Origin of the sequence: Maribacter sp. BPC-D8, from assembly GCF_035207705.1 — a bacterium.
Classification (GTDB): Bacteria; Bacteroidota; Bacteroidia; order Flavobacteriales; family Flavobacteriaceae; genus Maribacter.
Genome location: NZ_CP128187.1, coordinates 101,103 through 123,943, shown reverse-complemented (window position 1 = coordinate 123,943; position 22,841 = coordinate 101,103). Strand labels below are relative to the sequence as shown.

21 protein-coding genes are annotated in these 22,841 nt (G+C 34.3%); 17 read left to right on the top strand and 4 right to left on the bottom strand.

Annotation, left to right across the window (positions count from 1 at the left end; all coding sequences use genetic code 11):
- Window positions 1–41: 41 nt before the first annotated feature.
- Window positions 42–2,672, bottom strand: coding sequence for a valine--tRNA ligase (locus tag QSV08_RS00480; protein ID WP_324025682.1), 2,631 nt, complete (start codon window positions 2,670–2,672; stop codon window positions 42–44).
- 194 nt (window positions 2,673–2,866) lie between these two features.
- On the opposite strand from QSV08_RS00480, the gene QSV08_RS00475 reads away from it, so the two are divergent.
- Window positions 2,867–3,259: a DUF1573 domain-containing protein gene (locus QSV08_RS00475; RefSeq protein ID WP_348353160.1), complete on the top strand. Its 393-nt coding sequence runs from the start codon at window positions 2,867–2,869 to the stop codon at window positions 3,257–3,259.
- Between the two features lie 56 nt (window positions 3,260–3,315).
- Here the strand turns inward: QSV08_RS00475 and QSV08_RS00470 are convergent, their stop codons facing one another.
- Window positions 3,316–4,653, bottom strand: a complete 1,338-nt coding sequence (locus tag QSV08_RS00470) for an aspartyl protease family protein (protein WP_324025681.1) — start codon at window positions 4,651–4,653, stop codon at window positions 3,316–3,318.
- 148 nt (window positions 4,654–4,801) lie between these two features.
- Here QSV08_RS00470 and QSV08_RS00465 point away from each other — a divergent pair, with 148 nt between their 5' ends.
- The 9 genes from QSV08_RS00465 (at window position 4,802) to QSV08_RS00425 (ending at window position 13,722) form a co-directional block, all read left to right on the top strand.
- Window positions 4,802–5,992, top strand: a complete 1,191-nt coding sequence (locus QSV08_RS00465) for a pyridoxal phosphate-dependent aminotransferase (RefSeq protein WP_324025680.1) — start codon at window positions 4,802–4,804, stop codon at window positions 5,990–5,992.
- Window positions 5,992–7,008 (top strand): UDP-N-acetylmuramate dehydrogenase, encoded by a 1,017-nt coding sequence (gene murB / locus QSV08_RS00460; RefSeq protein WP_324025679.1) that lies wholly within the window; start codon window positions 5,992–5,994, stop codon window positions 7,006–7,008. The genes QSV08_RS00465 and murB overlap by 1 nt, the downstream gene beginning before the upstream one ends.
- 203 nt (window positions 7,009–7,211) lie before the next feature.
- Entirely contained in the window at window positions 7,212–7,775 is a 564-nt protein-coding gene (locus QSV08_RS00455; protein WP_324025678.1) for an RNA polymerase sigma factor, read from the top strand.
- Window positions 7,772–8,530, top strand: coding sequence for an anti-sigma factor domain-containing protein (locus QSV08_RS00450; protein WP_324025677.1), 759 nt, complete (start codon window positions 7,772–7,774; stop codon window positions 8,528–8,530). The genes QSV08_RS00455 and QSV08_RS00450 overlap by 4 nt, the downstream gene beginning before the upstream one ends.
- Window positions 8,531–8,605: 75 nt before the next feature.
- A complete protein-coding gene (locus QSV08_RS00445; RefSeq protein ID WP_073247251.1) occupies window positions 8,606–8,809 on the top strand; it encodes a membrane or secreted protein in 204 nt (67 codons plus the stop codon).
- A gap of 43 nt (window positions 8,810–8,852) precedes the next feature.
- Window positions 8,853–9,410, top strand: coding sequence for an RNA polymerase sigma factor (locus tag QSV08_RS00440; RefSeq protein WP_324025676.1), 558 nt, complete (start codon window positions 8,853–8,855; stop codon window positions 9,408–9,410).
- 108 nt (window positions 9,411–9,518) lie between these two features.
- The gene (lipA, locus tag QSV08_RS00435; protein WP_036156039.1) at window positions 9,519–10,394 is read left to right on the top strand and encodes a lipoyl synthase; all 876 of its coding nucleotides are present in this window, start codon (window positions 9,519–9,521) and stop codon (window positions 10,392–10,394) included.
- A gap of 101 nt (window positions 10,395–10,495) precedes the next feature.
- Window positions 10,496–11,506: a type I glyceraldehyde-3-phosphate dehydrogenase gene (gene gap, locus QSV08_RS00430; RefSeq protein WP_324025675.1), complete on the top strand. Its 1,011-nt coding sequence runs from the start codon at window positions 10,496–10,498 to the stop codon at window positions 11,504–11,506.
- Window positions 11,503–13,722, top strand: a complete 2,220-nt coding sequence (locus QSV08_RS00425) for a hybrid sensor histidine kinase/response regulator (RefSeq protein ID WP_324025674.1) — start codon at window positions 11,503–11,505, stop codon at window positions 13,720–13,722. Before gap ends, QSV08_RS00425 begins: the two co-directional genes overlap by 4 nt.
- Here the strand turns inward: QSV08_RS00425 and lpxK are convergent.
- A complete protein-coding gene (gene lpxK, locus QSV08_RS00420) occupies window positions 13,703–14,704 on the bottom strand; it encodes a tetraacyldisaccharide 4'-kinase (protein WP_324025673.1) in 1,002 nt (333 codons plus the stop codon). The genes QSV08_RS00425 and lpxK overlap by 20 nt on opposite strands.
- A gap of 50 nt (window positions 14,705–14,754) precedes the next feature.
- Here lpxK and QSV08_RS00415 point away from each other — a divergent pair, with 50 nt between their 5' ends.
- The 3 genes from QSV08_RS00415 to QSV08_RS00405 all read left to right on the top strand — a co-directional run bounded on the left by QSV08_RS00415 (window position 14,755) and on the right by QSV08_RS00405 (window position 17,115).
- A complete protein-coding gene (locus tag QSV08_RS00415) occupies window positions 14,755–15,849 on the top strand; it encodes a Nif3-like dinuclear metal center hexameric protein (RefSeq protein ID WP_324028336.1) in 1,095 nt (364 codons plus the stop codon).
- A 1-nt stretch (window position 15,850) separates the two neighbouring features.
- On the top strand, window positions 15,851–16,630 hold the full coding sequence (locus QSV08_RS00410) for a zinc ribbon domain-containing protein (RefSeq protein WP_324025672.1): 780 nt from the start codon (window positions 15,851–15,853) through the stop codon (window positions 16,628–16,630).
- A 71-nt stretch (window positions 16,631–16,701) separates the two neighbouring features.
- The gene (locus tag QSV08_RS00405) at window positions 16,702–17,115 is read left to right on the top strand and encodes a DUF4174 domain-containing protein (protein ID WP_324025671.1); all 414 of its coding nucleotides are present in this window, start codon (window positions 16,702–16,704) and stop codon (window positions 17,113–17,115) included.
- Here the strand turns inward: QSV08_RS00405 and QSV08_RS00400 are convergent, their stop codons facing one another.
- Window positions 17,116–18,459 carry an FAD-dependent oxidoreductase gene (locus QSV08_RS00400; protein WP_324025670.1) on the bottom strand — a complete coding sequence of 448 codons (1,344 nt, stop codon included), beginning with the start codon at window positions 18,457–18,459 and terminating at the stop codon, window positions 17,116–17,118. It lies immediately after the preceding gene.
- Window positions 18,460–18,612: 153 nt separating this feature from the next.
- Here QSV08_RS00400 and QSV08_RS00395 point away from each other — a divergent pair, with 153 nt between their 5' ends.
- From QSV08_RS00395 to QSV08_RS00380, 4 genes are read left to right on the top strand one after another with little or no spacing between them, the layout of a single operon-like run.
- The gene (locus tag QSV08_RS00395; RefSeq protein WP_324025669.1) at window positions 18,613–19,248 is read left to right on the top strand and encodes a flavin reductase family protein; all 636 of its coding nucleotides are present in this window, start codon (window positions 18,613–18,615) and stop codon (window positions 19,246–19,248) included.
- On the top strand, window positions 19,248–19,403 hold the full coding sequence (locus QSV08_RS00390; RefSeq protein WP_299325835.1) for a DUF2256 domain-containing protein: 156 nt from the start codon (window positions 19,248–19,250) through the stop codon (window positions 19,401–19,403). The genes QSV08_RS00395 and QSV08_RS00390 overlap by 1 nt, the downstream gene beginning before the upstream one ends.
- Window positions 19,396–20,691 (top strand): DASH family cryptochrome, encoded by a 1,296-nt coding sequence (locus QSV08_RS00385; protein WP_324025668.1) that lies wholly within the window; start codon window positions 19,396–19,398, stop codon window positions 20,689–20,691. The genes QSV08_RS00390 and QSV08_RS00385 overlap by 8 nt, the downstream gene beginning before the upstream one ends.
- A 27-nt stretch (window positions 20,692–20,718) precedes the next feature.
- Complete coding sequence (locus QSV08_RS00380) at window positions 20,719–22,251, top strand: cryptochrome/photolyase family protein (RefSeq protein WP_324025667.1); 1,533 nt, start codon at window positions 20,719–20,721, stop codon at window positions 22,249–22,251.
- Window positions 22,252–22,841 lie beyond the last annotated feature (590 nt).

The following is a 22,841-nucleotide window of genomic DNA, read 5'->3' as shown; positions in this document are numbered from 1 at the left end:
TAAATAGGAATGAGGCTTTACTAATTTATACGATTAAAGTACTAGCTTAAACTTGCTAAACTCTTTTCTAAAGTTTCAATTTTAGCTTCAGCATCTGCCAATTTTTGGCGCTCTATAGCAATTACCTTTTCGGGTGCATTACTAACAAAACGTTCATTAGAAAGTTTCTTTTGAACAGATATTAAGAAGCCTTTGGTATACTTCAGCTCTTCTTTTATTTTAATGATTTCAGCTTCTACATCTATAGCCCCTTCCATTGGCACAAAGTATTCGTTACTTTTTACACGGAACGTTAATGCACCTTCTAACTGCTCTTTTATATAACTGATTTCAGATACATTGGTCAATTTTGAAATAACTACATCCCAACGGCTACTTGCTTCCTCAGAATTTAGAACTGATAATTCTAACGATTCTTTCATCGGAATATTCTTGTTTTTCCTAATGGTTCTAACTCCTGCAATTACCTCAGCGGCAAAATCGAACTGGGCTATTAACTCTTCATCAATTTTACCTACGGTAGGCCATTTGGCTATCACCAATGCCTCACTCTTGTCTCTTTTTGCAATATGCTGCCAAACTTCTTCTGTCAAAAATGGCATAAATGGGTGCAATAACTTCAAGTTTTGCTCAAATAATTGAATCACCTTGTCATAAGTTGCTCTATCTATTGGCTGTTGGTAGGCAGGTTTTATAATCTCTAATAATGAAGAGCTATAATCGTCCCAAACCAATTTATAAATAGACATTAAAGCATCTGAAATACGGAATTTTTCGAAATGATCTTCTATCTCTAGTAAGGTCTTATTGAGCTTAGACTCGTACCACTCTAAACCAAGCTTTGAAGCTTCTGGCTGAGGAATATCAGCAATTTCCCAACCTTGTACTAATCTAAAGCCGTTCCAAATTTTATTGGCAAAGTTTTTTCCTTGCTGACAAAGATCTTCATCGAACATTAAATCGTTACCTGCAGCTGCAGACATCAACATACCTACACGAACTCCGTCGGCACCATATTCCTTAATTAGCTCAAGAGCATCTGGGGAATTACCTAATTGCTTAGACATTTTTCTACGTTGCTTATCTCTAACCAATCCGGTGAAATAAACATTTTCAAAAGGCTTCTCTCCTCTAAACTCATACCCGGCAACAATCATTCTAGCTACCCAGAAAAATAAAATATCTGGACCAGTTACTAAATCGTTTGTTGGGTAGTAATAGTTTATCTCTTCATTATCTGGCTCTAGAATACCGCCAAATACACTCATTGGCCATAACCAGGATGAAAACCAAGTATCTAGAACATCGGCATCTTGTCGCAAGTCACTTTCTTGTAAATCTGATTTGCCTGATTTTTCTTTTGCAAGTTTTAATGCATCTGCTACGTTAGCCGCTACAACAAAATCTTCTTGACCGTCACCAAAGTAGAAAGCTGGTATTTGCTGACCCCACCATAATTGTCTAGAAATATTCCAATCGCGAACATTCTCCATCCAATGACGGTATGTGTTTTCAAATTTCTTTGGATGCAACTTAACATCGCCAGTCTCCATCACCGCTTCTAAAGCCGGTTTCGCCAAATCTTCCATTTTCAAGAACCACTGATCTGACAATTTCGGTTCAATAACAGCCTTGGTTCTTTCTGAAGTACCTACTTTATTAATATGAGTCTCGGTCTTAACCAGAACACCTAATTCTTCTAATTCTTTAGAGATTTCTTTTCTTACTACGAAACGATCTTTACCCTCATAATGCAACCCGAAACTATTTAAGCTCGCATCATCATTGAAAATATCAATAGTTTCTAAATTGTGTTTTTCACCAAGTGCTTTATCATTGATATCGTGTGCAGGTGTTACTTTTAAACATCCTGTACCGAATTCAATATCTACATACTCATCTTCAATTATTGGTATTACCCTATTGCAAATAGGAACAATTACCTTTTTACCTTTAAGGTGCGTAAATCGTTCATCATTCGGATTAATACATATGGCAGTGTCACCTAAAATTGTTTCTGGTCTTGTGGTTGCAATGGTTACTTTTTCGTCTGAACCCTCAATAGCATAAGACAAGTAATATAACAGTCCTTGCTTTTCTTCATAAATAACTTCTTCATCTGACAAAGTTGTTTGAGCCTCTGGATCCCAATTCACCATTCTATACCCACGGTAGATCAATCCTTTATTATAAAGATCGATAAATACCTTGATAACGCTATCATAGCGCTCTTGATCCATAGTGAACGCAGTACGGTCCCAATCGCAAGAACAACCTAACTTCTTTAATTGCTCAAGAATGATTCCGCCATATTCATTTGTCCAATCCCAAGCATGCTTTAAAAACTCATCTCTTGTAAGATCGTTTTTATTGATACCTTGTTCTTTTAATTTAGCTACAACTTTCGCTTCTGTAGCAATTGAGGCATGGTCTGTACCAGGTACCCAACATGCATTTTTACCTAAAAGACGAGCTCTTCTGATCAATACATCTTGTATGGTATTGTTCAGCATGTGTCCCATGTGCAATATGCCCGTTACGTTTGGCGGTGGTATTACAATACTATAAGGTTCTCTGTCATCTGGTACAGAATGAAAGTAACCGTTTTTCATCCAGTAATCATACCAATGAGATTCTGTGGACTGCGGATTATATTTTGAAGGAATTTCCATTTTTTGGAACAGTTTTTGAATAATAATAAAATGGGTTATTAAAAATAAAGCCGAATTGACATTCTAACGGTCATTTCAGCTGAATTTTACCCAAAGATAAATACGAAACAAAAATAAGTAACGTTAGAGTATAACAAAAGGATTTTGAGGTTGATCTGAAAAGATTTAATTTTGACATCCACCCAAAATTAGAAATGATGAAAAAAATAGTACTTGTATTATTTGTAGGCTTACTAGGATTTAGCTTAACAGCACAAGATGCTGCTGCCAAAATAGAGTTTAAATCTGAAACTGTTGATTACGGCGAAATTGCTAAAGGATCTGACGGAGTAAGAGTTTTTGAATTTACAAACACAGGAACTGCGCCACTTATCGTGAGCAAAGTAAGTTCTAGTTGTGGTTGTACAATTCCGAAAAAACCAGAAGACCCAATTTTACCAGGTAAGACTGGTGAGATTCAGGTAAAATATGATACCAATAGAGTTGGACCTATCCGTAAAGCAATTACGGTAATATCTAACGCTGACACTCCTACTAAGGTTTTAAAAATCAAAGGAGAAGTTCAAGCTGCTACTGGTACCAAATAAAAGAACTTTTTAGAAAACAAAAAGCCCAACTGAGAAGTTGGGCTTTTTTTTATGCGCTATTGTTCATCAAACAACGGTTTTAGAACAAAACTAAAAAGCAGATCATTATCATATCGCTCTACTAACACCTTAACGCGTTTATCTTTTTTGAAATTTAGCATATGCATAATCTCTTGTAATTTATACCTGTGGATGCGTTTGCCATTCACTGCCAAAATAACATCACCTTCACGTAAACCTGCCGAATGCGCCGGACTCCCCTGGCGTATTCCGGAAACAATTATTTCTGGTACCAAACTTAATCTTGTAGCGCCCTGAAGTATAATTTGCACATCGCCATATGTTTTTGCATCACTATTAACCACACCATTCGAATCGGTAATTCTTTCTGACACATAACGCATACCAGCATGTTGCAAATCAATTCCGCTAATATTATACTGAAAGAGCTTACCGAAATTGGTGTTCTTGGTCATTATCAATTTTTCATTTCTATAATCGAATACTACATTAAACCGTTTTATAACCTCGCCACCCAAGCTTCCGTTTCTACCTCCAAAATCTGAAATTGTTGTAAACGTCTCCATATCAGGGAAAGCAGCTTTAGCATCACTCAGTATAAAATCTGCAATCTTTAAATGACTGATTTTTGTTCTCTTTCCATAAATATTACCAGCAAGACCTTTGCCTAAAAAATCTTGATAATGCTTTTCGGGCAACTGAATTCTTTCATCTTCAAATAACCATACTGCATCGCTACTACCGGTATCCAATAACATTTTTACAGGTATTTCCTCATTCTTATTAATCATAACAAATGCATCTAAATATGCCTTCTTTCTAATAACCGACATATCTACAACCCTAGTATTCTTAGACTTTTTGTATTTATATAGCTCTGGGTCATGAAATTTGATGGTTTGCTTTATGTAATTTATATCAACTATAAAATCTCGAAACAAATCGTAACCTATAATACCATGTATAGGTATACCTAAACTTGGCGAAAAGTTTATACCAGCATCCATTACAACATAAATGTTTTGTGAGACATTCTTAACATTCCCCAACTGAACAAAATTTCCAGTTGATTTTAATGCGTTAATAGGGTCGCCATCCCCTAACCCATTAATTGTAATTTCTGTAACGTTATTTAACTGAATAGAATCTTGATCAGCTAAATTGAATAATATGGGTGTACCAACCCCAGAATCTAACACGAAAGACAGCTCCGTTCCATTAACATCAATAGGTATGACCATTAGGTTATTAATGAGCTCAAACTTGACTTTATGAAATTTCTTTCCGGCAGGTAATTGATAGGTTTGTGCTATTCCTGAAAAGGAAAAACAACAAGACAAAAGAAATAAAAGAACAGTGTATTTTCGTAACATAATCTGTATGAATTAGTTAACCCTTTTTAAGATACACAATAATTTGATACAGTACCTAATTTTAACACGATAGGCAAAACCAAATAAAAGCCTAATTACTTTGTAAGAACCATAATCATTTATCACTTTTGTGTAAAATTCAATTTATATGCCATCTGTTTCAAACAAGGGGCTTACCATGCCTCAATCGCCCATAAGAAAGTTAGTTCCGTTTGCCGAAAGTGCAAAAAAGAGAGGAATTAATGTCATTCATTTGAACATTGGGCAACCAGATATAAAAACGCCCCAACAAGCTTTAGACGCTGTAAAAAATAATAACATTAATGTATTAGAATACAGTCGTACCGAAGGCTCAGAGGAGTTTCGAACAAAAATTGCAAAGTATTATCTTAAAAATGATATAGCTGTAAGTGCAACAGATATTATCGTTACTACCGGTGGCTCTGAAGCTTTGTCTTTTGCAATGAATACCATTGCAGATACCGATGACGAGATTATAATTCCTGAACCTTTTTACGCGAATTATAATGGGTTTGCCACTGCTTGTGGTGTAACGGTTGTTCCTGTAGTTTCAAAAATTGAAGATAATTTTGCTCTTCCTCCAGTAGAAGATTTTGAAAAATTAATTACACCTAGAACTAAAGCTATATTAATATGCAACCCTGGTAACCCAACGGGATACTTATACAGCAAAGAAGAAATTCAAAAATTAGCTGCACTAGTTAAAAAGCACAATATTTATCTAGTTGCCGATGAAGTTTATAGAGAATTTACCTATGATGATAAAACTCATGCTTCTATATTAAAAGAAGAAGGTTTAGAGGAACACGCCATTGTTATTGATTCGGTTTCTAAACGTTACAGCATGTGTGGCGCACGTATTGGCTACCTAGTATCAAAGAACAAAGAATTTATTGCAACGGCTATGAAATTTGCACAGGCAAGATTATCGCCACCTACCTATGCACAAATAGCAAGTGAGGCAGCTTTAGATACCCCAGATAGCTATTTTGCCGAAGTAAAAACAGAATACGTTGCCAGAAGAAATATACTTATTGCGGAGTTAGAAAAGATTGAAGGTATTAAAATAGCAAGACCTCAAGGTGCATTTTACTGTATAGCCGAATTACCTATTAAAGACGCCGATCACTTTGCACAGTGGTTGTTAGAAGATTTCAACATAGACAACGAAACAGTTATGGTAGCGCCTGCAGCAGGATTCTATGCCACTGAGGGTTTAGGCAAAAACCAAATAAGAATTGCCTATGTTCTTGATCAAGAAAGTTTAAAAAGAGCTGTTTTTATTTTAAAAGAAGCGCTTAAAAGCTACAAGGGCTAATGATTGTACATGAACACTTTTCTCTAAAAAACTACAATACTTTCGGTATTGATGCTACAGCAAGATTCTTTGTTGAAGTAAGCTCTGTCGAAGAATTACAAGATGTGTTAGGCAACCAAGATTATGATAGAAAAATTGTAATTGGCGGTGGCAGTAACATGTTGCTTTCGGACCGTATAGAGGCATTGTTTATTCATGTAGCTTTAAAAGGAAAGAAAATTATATCAGAATCTACCGACAGCGTACAAGTTGAGGTAATGGCAGGTGAGAATTGGCATGAGTTGGTCATGTGGACACTTGATCATAATTTTGGGGGATTAGAGAATATGTCTTTAATACCTGGTAACACAGGTACTGCACCTATACAAAATATTGGCGCCTATGGTGTTGAATTAAAAGATTGCTTTGTTAGCTGTGAAGCTATAAGAATTGAAGACCAACAGTTGGTCACGTTAACTAAAGAAGAATGTAAATTCGGTTACCGAGATTCGTTTTTCAAAAATGAAGGAAAAGATCAATTCGTTATCACATCGGTCACTTTTACATTTACCAAAACACATCACAAAATAAATTCTGGTTATGGAGCAATTGAAGGGCAATTAGAAAAAGAGTCGATAGCAAACCCGACCATTAGAGATATTTCTAATGCAGTTATCGCTATTAGACAGCAAAAATTACCTGACCCGAAAGTATTAGGTAATAGTGGTAGCTTTTTTAAAAACCCAATAGTCGAAAAAGAAATATTCGAAGATTTTGCTTTAAAAAATCCTGATGCTCCTTTTTATAAGGTAACTGATGATTTATATAAAATTCCGGCAGGTTGGTTGATTGAACAATGCGGATTTAAAGGAAAACGCTTTGGTGACGCTGGGGTTCATAAGAATCAAGCTTTAGTACTTGTAAATTATGACAATGCAACCGGAAAAGATATTCTAGATTTAGCAGCAAATATTATTGATGCCGTGAAAACGAAATTCAATATTGAAATAAGTCCAGAGGTTAATTTAATAAAATAACCCCTGTAAAAAATTACAAGGGTTATTACCAAACCAAACCAACCAAAACAAAGTGGGCAGTTACCAGCCGACCACTTATTCAATATATATTTTCATAAAACGCATCGTTAACAATCAATTTTATAATTTAGCGTTTAATCATATACGGTTCAATCTTTGCATTTGGATGTCCATTATAAAAAAATATGTACATCTTTTTAATTATGAGCACTCTATTAGAAAAACATATTGTTGAATTATTACAAGAAAGAAACGAAAAAGCGATTTCTCTCTTGTACGATAATTATGCCGACACCTTACTGGGTGTAGCGAACAAGGTTGTGCGTGATCCCGATTTGGCTCAAGATGTAGTTCAAGAATCTTTTGTGAAGATTTGGAAAAAAGCGGATTCATACGATCCTAAAAAAGCAAAACTTTTTACTTGGCTCTTTAGAATTACGAGAAATACAGCTATTGACAAATTAAGAAGTGTCAACACAAAATCTGATAAAGAAATCCAAATAGACGTTTCTGACGTATATACCTTAGGCGTAGAAAGTACAAGGCCTGAGTTAATGGATGTAAGAGAACATCTAGACAAAATTGAAGATAAATATCAAATTGTTTTAGAAGCTCTTTTCTTTCAAGGTATGACCCAACAAGAAGCAAGTGATGAGTTGGATATTCCTTTAGGAACTATTAAATCTAGACTTAAAATTGGATTACGCGAATTAGGTAAAATCTATGGTCCTGCCGTAGTTGCCATGTTATTAAATTTCGTATTATGAAAGACAAAATAAGAATTTTCCTTGATTCTGATTTATTAGAAAAGTATCTATTGGGAACAACTACCGAGTTGGAAAGTCTTCAGGTAGAGCGCTATATTGCTATGTACCCAGAGGTTAGGGAAACATATAGTGAATTGCAGGATAATCTTGAAATTTTCGCCAAGCTTCACGCAATTGAAGCACCACAGGGCTTAAAAGACAAAATTAACTCTAGAATTAAAGCTGAGCGTAAGGGCAGAAAAAGATTCTATAGTTATGCTATCGCAGCAAGTATTACAGCTATTATGTTTATCGGTATCTCTACCTTTTTCTGGAATCAAAACCAGAGTTTACAAGAAGAGAACAGTGTTGTTAGCAATAAGATAAAATTGCTTGAAGAGAACATGAAAGAGCAGTTAGAAGATGTACGTAACCAGTTTATCGTTCTAAACAATCCTCAAACTAAAAAATACAACGTTAAGGGAAATCAAAAAGCAAAAGACTTAAAAGCTGTTGCTTACATAAACCCTGTTAAGAAGTTATCATATATCAACGTTAGTAAATTGCCACATATTCCAGAAAGTCAATGTTTTCAAATGTGGGCTGAAGTTAATGGCAAAATGATAAACCTTGGTATTATCGAAGAAGCTGGTGATCAACAAAAATTATTGGCATTACCATATGCAGAAAATGCAGTTGGTTATATTACAATTGAGCAAAAAGGTGGTAATCATGCACCTAGTGTAGAAAACATAGTGGCGAATATAGCTTACTAAATCTAACACACATAAAGTATTCTTAAAGCCCCATTTTTGGGGCTTTATTTTTTATCTTTGTTTAAAATTTAGCACATGAAACTAGTATTATTAACCATTGGGTTGTTAGCATTGGCATTTGCGGGTATCGCAATTAAAATATGGTCTAAAAAAGACGGAGAGTTTGCAGGAACTTGCGCAAGTCAAAGCCCCTTTTTGAATCAAGATGGACAAGCTTGCGGTATGTGTGGCAAAATGCCAAGTGAACAAGATTGCAAAAAGGATATGATTACCGAGTAATCAAAATTTCTTATCTTAACATTACGCATACCAAAATCATTTTTTGAATAAAACAGACACTTTAGAAGAAACAATACGCAAAGCGAAAGAAGGCAAGCAAATTGCCTTTAGTCGCTTGTTAGATATGTTCTGGAATGATGTCTACGGCTTTCAACTAAAGCGTACCGAAAACGAGAATGATACTGAAGACATTACCATTCAAACTTTCTCTAAAGCTTTTGACAAAATAAAAACCTACAACGATTCGTACGTATTTAAAACTTGGTTAATTGCCATTTCTAAAAACATACATATCGATTTAGTCAGAAAGCGAAAAAAGAGCTTATTAGATTCTAGAAGTAATTCTGAAGTAATAACGAGTGCTTTAGATGCTTCACCTTCTATGGAAGATCAATTGATTCAAGAACAAAATTTAGCCGATTTACTTAGAGATATTAAAAAACTGAAACCTCATTATCAAGCCGTTATCAATCTTAGGTATTTTAATGAATTAAGTTATGCTGATATTGCCGCTCATTTGAACGAGCCCATTAACAGTGTCAAAGTAAAACTTCTAAGGGCTAAAAAATTACTTTCAGAAATTATTAAAGAAAGAAAGTAAAATATAATTCAATTAAAAATTTCTCATAATTTAGAACTCATTTGTGTAGCACGTAATTCTGCGTTATCCTCACTTTTTTAGTTCGTATATTTGTATAAAATTTAGAGCATGTCTACAGTTTTAAAAGAAAATGTTGCCCCACCAAAAGGTAAACCGAAATGGCTTAGAGTAAAATTACCTACGGGTAAGAAATACACTCAGCTTAGAGGTTTGGTAGATAAGTATGACCTACATACTATTTGCACTAGTGGTAGCTGCCCTAACATGGGTGAATGCTGGGGTGAAGGTACCGCAACTTTTATGATACTAGGTAATGTTTGTACTAGATCATGCGGATTCTGCGGTGTTAAAACCGGTAGACCTGAAAATGTAGATTGGGCTGAACCTGAAAAGGTTGCTAGATCTATAAAAATTATGGGTATTAAGCACGCTGTAATTACATCTGTTGACAGAGATGACCTTAAAGACATGGGTTCTATCATTTGGGCAGAAACAGTGAAGGCAATACGCAGAATGAACCCTACTACAACTTTAGAAACTTTAATTCCTGATTTTCAAGGTATAGAAAAGCATTTAGATAGAATTGTAGCCGTTTCTCCTGAGGTTGTTTCACATAATATGGAAACTGTTAAAAGACTGACTAGAGAAGTACGTATACAGGCAAAATACGAACGTAGTCTTGAAGCGCTTAACTACTTGAAAAAGCAAGGCATCAATAGAACTAAATCTGGTATTATGCTAGGTCTTGGCGAACACGAAGATGAAGTAATTACCACATTGGCAGATTTGCGTAATGCAGATGTTGATGTTGTTACTATAGGTCAGTACCTGCAACCATCTAAAAAACATCTTCCTGTTAAGGAATTTATTACTCCTGAGCAATTTAAGAAATATGAAGATATAGGTCTTGAAATGGGATTTAGACATGTTGAAAGTGGCGCCTTAGTTAGATCTTCTTACAAAGCACACAAGCATATTCTATAAATCCTTAAGAACATAATTCTTAGTCACTATTCTAAGGAAAATTAATAGTTCTCATTTAATGAGAACTATTTGTATTAACTGAACACACTTATCGGTAAATAATGCAAAAACTGAACATCGGCATTAATGGTTTTGGAAGAATAGGTAGAACCCTATTTCGCCTTATGCAAGCACATGAAAATTTAAATGTGGTTGCCATTAACGATTTGGCAGACACCCGTACACTTTCGCATTTATTAAAATACGATAGTATTCACGGTACTTCGCCTCTTGATATTTCGCATGATGAAAAACATATTATCGTCGACGGAAATGCTATTTCGTTATACAACGAATCTCATCCTTCTAAAATAAATTGGTCTTCTGCAGCGGTAGACGTAGTTGTAGAATGTACCGGTAAATTTAAAGACAGAGAAACATTATCTTTTCATATTAAAAATGGTGCTAAAAAAGTCATTTTATCAGTACCACCAACCGAAGATGACATAAAAATGATTGTCTTTGGTATTAATGAAAATACATTGACAAAATCTGATGATATTATATCTAATGCGTCTTGCACCACGAACAATGCTGCGCCAATGATAAAAATTATCAATGATTTATGTGGTATTGAGCAAGCTTATATTACAACTATACATTCTTACACTACCGACCAAAGTTTACATGACCAACCACATAGAGATCTAAGAAGGGCTCGAGCAGCATCACAATCTATAGTACCAACAACCACTGGTGCAGCAAAAGCATTGACCAAAATATTCCCAGAATTAGCAGATAATATAGGGGGTTGCGGTATTAGAGTACCAGTACCTAATGGTTCGTTGACCGATATTACCTTGAATGTAAAACGGGCTACAAGTATTGAAGAAATAAACTCTACATTTGAGAAAGCGTCAAAAAATCAGTTTAAAAATATTGTACACTATACCAGTGACCCAATAGTTTCTATTGATATAAACAATAGTTGCTATTCTTGTACGTTTGATTCTTTGATGACTTCTGTAATAGGAAAAATGGTCAAAATTATCGGCTGGTACGATAACGAAACCGGGTACAGTAGCAGAATCATAGATTTAATTAATTTTATTAGTACTAAAAATTATATTTGAAGATTTTATTTTTAAATAAAGCACTTAAAATTTTACTAGTCCCCATTGTAATTTTGGCGACTACCACTGCCCTATTCTCACAAGATCAAATTCAAAAAACTGATATACAACCTTATTTCGATCAAGCAAGAAAATTCAAGAATCAAGATAAAATTGATCTTGCGCTTGAAACACTAAATACAGCTGCGAATGAAGCTGAAAAAGGTGAAGATATTAAAGGTCTTATCGATAGTTTACACGAATTAGCATTACTCTACTTAAAGATTGATAAAGAAGGTGATACCGAGTTTTACTGGGATCGCGCGAGTGTTCTATTAAAAGATATCGCATACCCTTATGGTGATGGTATGCACAAGTATATTGAAGCTATTCTTTTACATAGAAGTAACAGAAACTTTCAAGCATTATTTATGCTGAATGAAGCTAAACAATTAAATAACGATCGTAATTTCTATAACAATCTGTTATTAACCGAAGCAAAGGTATATCTCAGTTTAGAGAAATATGATAGTGCCTCTAAAAATTTAAATTCCCTTATTGTAAACACAGATCTTTACGAAAAAGAATATCTTACCACCCAGGCGTATCTAACGCTAGCTGAATTAAATTTGAAAATCGATAATTTATCTGAGGCTGCAAAAAATGGTGAGAACGCCCTAACGCTTGCTACTGCCAACGGTTTTTTAGAAGACATTAAAAATTCGAATACGTTATTATCTTCTGTATACGAAAGACTTGGTTTATACCAAAAGTCTCTTGTAAACACGCAAAATTTGGTACAATTAAAAGATTCGATTTTCAATATTGATAAAAATATAATTGAAGCCAAAACAGCAGATAAAATCAGGGACGATTATAAGACTGAAGAGATTGCACGCCAAGAGAAAAAAATAGAAGAGCTTACCGAATCTCAAAACAGATCTGAACTTACAGCTATTTTAACTTCTGCATTTTTAATTATTATTTCATTGTTGGCAGTTACGCTTTATAGAAATAACCAGATAAAGTTAAAAACTAACGATCTTTTACAGACCAAAAACAAAGAACTACAAATTGCTCGTGATGGTGCCGTACAAGCTATGGAAGCGAAAACGAATTTCCTTTCTACTGTAAGTCACGAACTTAGAACTCCGCTGTACGCTGTTACCGGCTTAACCCATCTTCTATTAGAAGAAGACCCAGAGGAGCATCAAAAAGAACATTTAAAGGCGCTAAAATTTTCTGGAGATTACTTACTTAACTTTATTAATGACATTCTACACATCAATAAAATTGATGCTAATAAATTAGAACCCCTAAACATGGAGTTCAACCTTAATAAGGTGATTAATGAAGTAATTAATTCTTTAGGACAAAGTGCAAAGGCGAATAAGACAAACTTAGTTTTAGAATATGATTCTGAAATACCAGGTAATTTACTGAGCGACCCACTAAAACTTTCTCAAGTTTTCATGAATTTGATTGGTAACTCCATCAAATTTACAAAAGGTGGTGAGGTAAAGGTTATTGCCAAATTATTGAATAAAGTCGAAGATGATGTTACCATCTATTTTGAAGTTAAAGATAATGGTATCGGCATCTCAAAAGAAAAGCAAAAAAGTATTTTTGAAGGATTTGAACAAGGCTCTATTCAGATTAACAGAGAGTATGGTGGTACCGGTTTAGGTCTTACCATTGTAAAAAGTCTACTAAGCTTATTTGAAAGTAAAATTGAGCTTGAAAGTGCATTAGACGAAGGCAGTTCTTTCTTCTTCGAAATTAGGATGAAGAGCATTGACAGTACAACTGAAGATATTCCTTTTGAAATTACACCTAAAGATTATGATTTTAAAGGGCTGCATTTACTAATTGTTGAGGATAACAAAATAAACCAAGTTATCACTAAAAAGATGCTCTCTAAAAGAGAAATGACCAGTGATATTGCCAACAATGGTCATGAAGCAGTCACTGCCGCTCAAGAGAATGTATATGATGCCATACTTATGGATATTCATATGCCTGGCATTAGTGGTGAAGAAGCGACCATTCAAATTAGAAAATTCAATCAAGATACTCCCATAATTGCCTTAACAGCTATTTCATTAGATGATAGTTTAGAGAGTTTCTATGCCGCAGGTTGTGACGACGTAGTTACGAAACCATTTAAGCCTGAAGTTTTTTACCAAAAGATAGGGGAGAATATTTTTGACAAAAGACCTAAGAAGTCTTTGTCATAAACTGATTTAATGCTGCTTCTAAAATAGCTTTACCATCTTCTAAAAACTCATGCTGAACTTCAATATAGTGCAACTTAGGCAGTTTAGATTGCAAACGGACATAGTCTTTCTCTGTAGTTAGAATACATTCCTTTTCTCTTAATATCGCAATCTCTTGATCAGAAAAAAAATGATGATCACTATATTTTAAGTGCTCAAAAGTGAGTCCCACCGAATGTAAATATTTCTCTAATGGCGCAGGATTAGCAATACCCGTTACCAATGTCACCTTTTTCCCTTTTAACGAATTTAAAGTCACCTCAGTTCCTTTTAAATCAGTATTATATGTCAAATAACTAAATAATAGCTTTTGATCAGATGCTATATTCATTTTTGCCGCTATAGAAGCTCTGTATTGTTTAGATACATCTGTCGGACATTTAGTTACTACTATCACATTTGCACGACTTGCCTCCCTTTTAGAATCTCGCAAGTTACCCGTTGGCAAATACCAATCATTCACATACAAATTGTCATATGCGGTTAATAGAATAGAAAAATCTGGTTTTACTTTTCTATGCTGAAAAGCATCGTCTAATAAAATGACATCTGGCTTTATTATATTTTCAAGCTCACTAATACCGTTTCTTCTATCGGCATCGACCGCTACTGTAATTTCAGGGAATTTAGTTTTTAGTTGAAAAGGTTCATCTCCCAAATCTTCTACACTGGTATCTTCGGTAGAAAGTAAGAATCCTTCCGATTTTCTTTTATATCCTCTACTTAGAATTGCCAATTGAAAGTCTTGACCAAGAGAACGAACTAATAATTCTATCATAGGTGTTTTTCCTGTTCCGCCTACACTTAAATTACCCACACAAATCGTTTTTGTCGAAAACGATTTTGAAGAAAAAATACCCATATCGTACAGGCGATTTCTAAGAAACACAATTAAGCCGTAGACTAATGAAATAGGAAAAAGAAGTTTTCGTAACACCTGCATCAGAACGAAATTATAATAATTTATCTTTGGATATCTTATTTTTCAATAAAATGACTGTAAAAGACATCACCAAAATATTAGAGGACTCCGCTCCTTTAAGCTATGCCGAAGATTTTGACAACGTAGGATTGTTAGTTGGTAACGCTTCTGCAGAAGTCAGCGGAGTACTTGTTACTCTAGATACTTTAGAAAATGTTGTCGATGAAGCCATTGCTAAAAAATGTAATTTAATTGTAAGTTTTCATCCTATTATTTTCGGGGGACTAAAAAAAATTACCGGTAAAAATTATGTGGAACGTGTAGTTATCAAAGCGATTAAAAACGACATTGCCATATATTCTAACCATACGGCTCTTGACAATGCTCGACATGGTGTTAATGCTAAAATCTGTGAGGTTTTAGGCTTATCGAACACCAAGATATTGATTCCTCAAAAAAATACGATTAAAAAACTAACTACCTATATCCCTAACGATAATCTAGAAGAAGTAAAAAATGCACTTTTTACTGCTGGTGCAGGTGATATTGGCAATTATTCTGATTGTAGTTTTACGGTTGAAGGTAATGGCACCTATAAAGGGAATGCAGATGCGAACCCTACAAAGGGAAGTATTGGCACAACGCATACAGAAAATGAAGTAATGCTTACCTGTGTATTTGGTAAGAACGAAGAATCTGCTGTAGTTAATGCTTTATTGTCTTCTCACCCATATGAAGAAGTAGCTTATGACATACAAACTATAGAAAATACCAACCAATATATTGGTATGGGTATGGTGGGCGAAATGGATAAAGAGCTTTCAGAAACAGCGTTTTTGGACCATTTAAAGCTTAAAATGAATGCTAAATTGGTACGACACTCTAATTTTTTAAATAAACCAGTAAAAAAAGTAGCCGTACTTGGTGGCAGTGGTTCATTTGCCATTGGCGCAGCAAAAGCAGCCGGAGCAGACGTATTTGTTACCGCAGACCTTAAATACCACCAATTTTATGAGGCTGAAAACCAAATAGTTTTGGCAGATATAGGACACTTTGAAACTGAGCAGTTTACAAAAAACCTTTTAGTTGATTATCTTACGAAAAAAATTCCTAATTTTGCAATCCATTTATCGGAAAGTATAACAAATCCCATCAATTATTTTTAATATGGCAAAAAAAGAAGATTCATCTGTAGAAGCAAAGTTAAGAGCATTATATGATTTGCAATTAATTGATTCTAGGGTTGATGAAATAAGGAATGTTCGAGGAGAACTTCCTTTAGAAGTAGAAGATTTGGAAGATGAAGTCCTTGGCCTAAAAACGAGAATGGATAAACTTAAATCTGATTTAGAAAATATCAATTTTGAAATCGGTGCTAAGAAGAACCTTATTGAAGAAGCAAAGACTTTAATTAAAAAATACGGCGAGCAGCAAAAAAATGTTCGTAACAGTAGAGAATTTAACTCTATCAGTAAAGAATTGGAGTTTCAAGAATTGGAAATTCAATTAGCTGAAAAGAATATAAAAGAATTCAAAGCTCAAATTGATCAGAAGAAAGCGGTTATTTCTGAAACTAAAGAACGTTTATCTGAACGTGAAGCTCACCTTAAGCATAAGAAAAGCGAATTGAACGCTATTCTTGCCGAAACTGAGAAAGAAGAAAAAGCGTTATTACAAGAGTCTATCAAATTTCAAGATAAAATTGAAGAGCGTTTGGTAAAGGCATATGCACGTATTCGTAACAATGTTAAGAATGGTTTAGCTGTTGTGCCAATTGAAAGAGGTGCTGCTGGTGGTTCTTACTTTACTATTCCACCTCAGGTTCAAGTTGAAATTGCTTCAAGAAAGAAGATAATTACAGATGAGCATAGTGGTCGTATTTTAGTTGACCCAACGTTAGCTGAAGAAGAAAGCGAAAAAATGCATAAAATGTTCGCTAAACTATAATAGCAAACATCTTACATATATTAAAAAAGCCATCTTTAAAAGATGGCTTTTTTTTGTTTACATTCATAACTATGAAATCTCTAAAAATCATTTTCATTTTTATTATGATGTATAGTTTTAATATGGAAGCTCAAGATTTATCGGACTACAAATGGAAAAATAGAATTATAATTCTTTATGAAAACGATACTAACATTACCGATGTAAAGTCTGCCTTAGAAATTATCGATAACAATGCCTCTAAATTTACTGAAAGAGCTCTTCTTGTTTTCGTTTACAAAGACAATCTATTATATAGCGTTGATAGAAAACCTACAGAAATAAAAAAATCAGAGATACTGCCAGAAACATACGATGGTTATATTTTAATAGGAAAGGATGGCGGAATTAAATCTAAAACCACATACCCATTTAACCTAGAAAAATTGCTTGACTTAATAGATAGTATGCCAATGCGCAAAAGCGAAATGAGGTATAATAAGTAATTACCCTATTAGCTTTAGCATTAGTTTTTCAACTTCTTCACTATCCCATTTCTTTGCTATATTTGGTAATTTCATAACTTCTCGCATAATATCTTCTTGTGCATCGCCTTCTGCTAGTGCTTCTGCATAGGGTCTATTTGAGAATGTTACTCTACTGTAAGCAGGAATCCATTTTCCTGGATGCTTTGCCGAAAAGTGCTTTTCTATTTTTTTCTGTAGTAAGAAATTAGTGTCGGCAGTTTTACTGCTCATCTCCACAAAATTACGGTAGCTTAATTCTGCAATTGCATCTGCATTCGGCTTGCGTTTTTCTTGATAGGTAGAAAAAATACGACCCCAATCATCTCCTAATTCCTTAATAATTTCATCTAACACAAAAATATCTTCGAAGCCAGCGTTCATTCCTTGTCCGTAAAATGGCACTACGGCATGCGCTGAGTCACCTACAAGGGCTACTTTGTCCCAATATGTCCAAGGATAGCATTTCATCGTTACCATGGCGCTCGTTGGGTTCTTAAAGAAATCTTCTGTAAGATTCTCTATATCATCCATAACATTCGGAAAATAGGTATTGAAAAAATGTACTGCTTCTTTTTTGGTCTTTATATTCTCAAATGAAACATCACCTTCAAAGGGCATAAATAATGTACAGGTAAAACTGCCATCTAAATTTGGCATAGCGATAAACATAAATTTACCACGTGGCCATATATGAAAAGAATTCTTATCTAATTTATGAGAACCATCTGCATTTGCCGGTATGGTCAATTCTTTATACCCAACATCGATAAAACTCTGAGAATAATCAAATCTACTACGTCGTTGCATTTTATGACGAACGCGCGAAAATGCTCCGTCGCAACCAAATACTAAATCGAACGGATATTCTATCCACTCCCCTTTTTCACTTTCTCCTGTAAATACTTTGGCGCCTGGTAAATCTATATCCCAAACTTTTTCTTCGAAACGAAACTCTACTCCGTTCTCTTCTGCCAAATCAATCATTCGCCTATTAAGAACGCCACGCGAAATAGACCAAATAGCCTCGCCGTCTTTACCGTACTTTTGAAAATATTGCTCCTTCCCTATTACATGCATCGCCCTTTTATCTAAGGGTATGGCGATTTCTTTAATCTCGTCTTCTATGCCTACTGCCCTTAAAGCGTTCCAGCCACGATTGCTCATAGCAAGATTAATGGATCGACCAGAAAATTCTATATTTCTAATATCTGGTCTTCTATCGAATACCGTAATTTGATGTCCGTATCTTTTCAGGTAAATGGCAAGCAAAGATCCTACTAGGCCTGAGCCAATAATGGCAATGTTCTTTTTTTCTTGGGTCATGTTTAAGGCTTTAAGCCAACATTAATTGAATGTTAAAAATATGAAATTATGCCTTCATTTCTTGTATAAAGAGATAAACTAAACTAATCATTTTCTTTATTGAGCGCATATCTGTTTAATTTTTAATTATTTTTGTTAAACAAAATATATAATTTGGAACATTTTAGTAAAGAAGACCTAGGTAAAATGCCTAGTAGATATAGAGCTCATTTAATCAATAGTTGCACCGGTTATAAATCTGCGAACCTACTTGGTTCTAAATCTGCTAGCGGTATTAGTAATTTGGCGATTTTCAATTCTGTAGTTCATATTGGTAGTACACCACCTATGCTTGGGTTTATTCTGAGACCATTAACCGTTAAAAGAAACACCTATGTCAACTTTAAAGAAAGCGGATTCTTCTCAGTCAACCAGGTTAACGAAGCTATTATTAAAGATGCACACCATACTGCTGCTAGTTATGACGAAAATATTTCAGAGTTTTCAAAAACTAATTTAACCGAATCTTATTTAGATGATTTTCAGGCTCCGTACGTAAAAGAGAGTGCAATTAAATTAGGTTGCAGCTATGTAAACGAATATGAAATTAAAGAGAATGGATGTCTATTAATAATTGGTGCTATTGAACATGTCTACATACCAGATGACATTTTACACGATGACGGTTGGTTGCAGTTAGATAAAGCAAATACTGTTGCCGTCAATGGTTTAGATGCTTATGCCCTACCGCAGCTTTTAGCAAGATTCGCTTATGCAAAACCAGACGAACCCAGTAAAAATATAGTATAGTGGCACATAAAAAAGTAAATCTTGAAACTAAAATTTGCGCTACTTGTAATAAACCTTTCTCATGGCGCAAGAAATGGGCACGCAATTGGGACGATGTAAAGTACTGCGGAGAAAAATGTAGACGTAATAAACTTAAAACCGAAATTCATGAATAATTTAATCTGGTTTAGAAACGACCTACGTGTTCGTGATAATTCTTCTCTGGTAGAAGCTATGAAAGGCAATAAGGTTATCGGCTTTTACTGTTTTGAATCTTCATTCTTTGAAACTGATGAATTCGGATTCAAAAGGACAGAAAAATACAGAGCAAAATTTCTGCTAGAAACTGTACAGCAACTAAAAGCAGAACTTGAAAAACTAAATATTCCGCTTTTTGTTTATCACGGTAATTCTGCAGATTACTTACCTAGTCTAATAGAGAAGCATACAATCGATACTATCTTCTTGCAAAAAGAATGGACAAGAGATGAGCTTGTGATATTGAACGACGTAAAGAAAAAAGTACCTTCTGAAGTCAAATTCAAGGAGGTGTATGATCAATTTTTATATCACCCAAATGATATCCCTTTTGATGACTTTACATCTATACCCAATATTTTTACAAACTTCAGAAAAAAGTGTGAAGCTATTTGCAAAGTAAGACCTATTGCCGAACTACCTACTAAATTATCTGATGAAAACTTAGTGGTAAATGATACTGAAATTCCCACTTTTAAAGAACTCGGCTTCACAAATTTCTCTACACATACTAATTCTGCTTTTCCTTTTAAAGGAGGAGAATTAGAGGCGCTCAAGAGAGTTCAAAATTACTTTTGGGAAACTAATAAACTAGGTTTTTATAAGAAAACGAGAAACGGATTAATTGGTGTCGACTATAGTTCTAAATTATCTGCTTGGTTAGCAAATGGCAGTATCTCGCCAAGAATAATTTACTGGGAAGTAAAAAAATTCGAACGTGAAATCATTAAAAATCAAGATACGTATTGGTTAATTTTTGAATTGATTTGGAGGGATTATTTTAAATATGTTTCGCTAAAACACCATGATGCAATTTTTAAGTTAGGAGGAATTCTAAATACTACTTATGATCCGAGAACCAATGAAAAAGATAAACATACTTGGATCAATGGTTTAACTAAAGAACCCTTTGTAAATGCCAACATGAAAGAACTATTAGAAACCGGATGGATGAGTAATAGAGGTAGACAAAATGTGGCTAGCTTTTGGTCTAAAGAACTAGAGCAAGATTGGCGAATTGGTGCCACATATTTTGAAAGTATGCTAATAGATTATGATGTACACAGCAATTGGGGAAATTGGATGTACGCTAGCGGAGTAGGTAATGATCCCAGAAACAGAAAATTTAATATCAAAGGTCAAGCTGAAAGGTATGACGCTGCAGGTAAGTATCAAAGGTTATGGTTACAAGAGACCTTATTCTAACCTAAACACCAAATAACAAACAAGAAAATGAAAATAGTACGCTTAATTTTAGGTGACCAATTAAATCAAAATCATTCGTGGTTTTCCTCAGTAAATAATGACATCACTTATGTGATGGCTGAAATGAGGCAAGAGACCGATTATGTAAAACATCATATTCAAAAAGTGACCGCCTTCTTTCTCGCAATGCGAAGTTTTAAAGAAGACCTTTCTGCAAAAGGGCATAGTTTCATGTATTATCAACTAGATGATAAAAACAATCCTCAAGATTTAGAGCAAATTATTTCAAACACAATAGCCGAAACTAATGCCGATAAATTTGAGTATCAACTACCAGACGAATATAGGCTTGACCAGCAGCTACAACAAATTTGTAGTTCTTTAGATATCGCTCATGATCATTACGATACCGAGCATTTTTATACGACCCGGTCTGAACTACAAGATTTCTATAAAGGTAAAAAGCAAATGGTCATGGAAAGCTTTTATAGAATGATGCGTAAAAAGCACGACATAATGGTGCAAAATGACCAACCGGAAGGTGGAAAATGGAATTACGACCAAAGCAATAGAAATAAATGGAAAGGGCAACCACCTATACCCAAAGAAAAAGAATTCATTAAAAATGTAGATGAAATCATTGAGCTTCTTAAGAATACCAATGTGCAAACAATGGGTAGCATAGATTCAGAATCGTTTGCATGGCCAGTAACAAGAGAAGAATGTTTAAGCACATTAGACTATTTCTGCAAACAACTTTTACCGCATTTTGGCGATTACCAAGATGCGATGCATGATGACGAGAAGTTTCTTTTTCATTCTAGATTATCTTTTGCCATGAATGCTAAAATACTATCACCTAAAGAGGTTATGGCTGCTGTTTTAGACCATTTTTATGATAAAACTACCGATATTAATATCTCTCAGGTGGAAGGATTTATCAGGCAAATTTTGGGCTGGAGAGAATATATGAGGGGAATCTACTGGAAAGAAATGCCTCAGTACAAACAATTAAACACCTTAAAAAACACTAATAAATTACCAGGTTTCTTCTGGACGGGCGATACAAAAATGAATTGCCTAAAAAAAGCTATTGGGCAAAGTTTAGATGCCTCGTATGCTCATCATATTCAACGCCTTATGGTTATTGGTAATTTTTCTTTACTGACACAAATAGACCCCGACGAAGTAGATAAATGGTATTTAGGGGTTTATATAGACGCCATAGAATGGGTTGAAATTACCAATACTAGAGGTATGAGCCAGTTTGCCGATGGCGGTATCGTAGCAACAAAACCTTATGTAAGCAGCGCTAATTACATCAACAAAATGAGTAATTATTGCGGCAATTGCCACTATAGCCATACCAAGAAAATTGGTGAAAAAGCATGCCCTTTTAACGCTCTTTATTGGAATTTTCTATCTGAAAAAAGAGAACATTTTAAAGACAATCAACGTATGAATATGATGATGGCACTTTTGAATAAAATGGACGGGAACAAGCTTGCAGAAATTCAAGAAAGAGCTGCTCATATTATTGAAAATCTAGACACAATTTAATGGTTATTTAAAATAAAATTAACACCTCAAAATAGTCTAAATAGTACTTTTGAAACGTAAATAATTAGAACATTCCGCGAGAGCGCCTATATAAAGAAAACACCTTTTCATAATTATGAAAAGGTGTTTTTATTTAGTTCAAATTCATCAAAAAAAACACACTTTTAAATCTTCATTCGCGACTTTATAATTATCGCTAATCAGCTGAATACATTGATTTTATCGATAAAATACATCTCTCTACTTTAAGTGATTTAAACCACTTCTTTCACAACAATTTTAACAGTCTACAACAATTACATATTAAGTGTAAAAAATACCTTTTGTTTAAACTTTCAGCTTCTTTATATTATTACAAATATTTAATTAACTGAATGTCAGTGTATTATGTTTTTTAAATATTTAAACAAAAAAATATTTATTAATAATTGAAAGAAACAGATTACAAACTAAATACCACAGAATAGCAGGGCTTCACAACAAGTATTAAATATTCAGAGGGTATCAGCGTTATTTTGCCAACGTATGTTCATCGACGAATGACACCGTGTGGACTATAAAATTTAGTTTTTAAACAGTTAGGTGCTAAT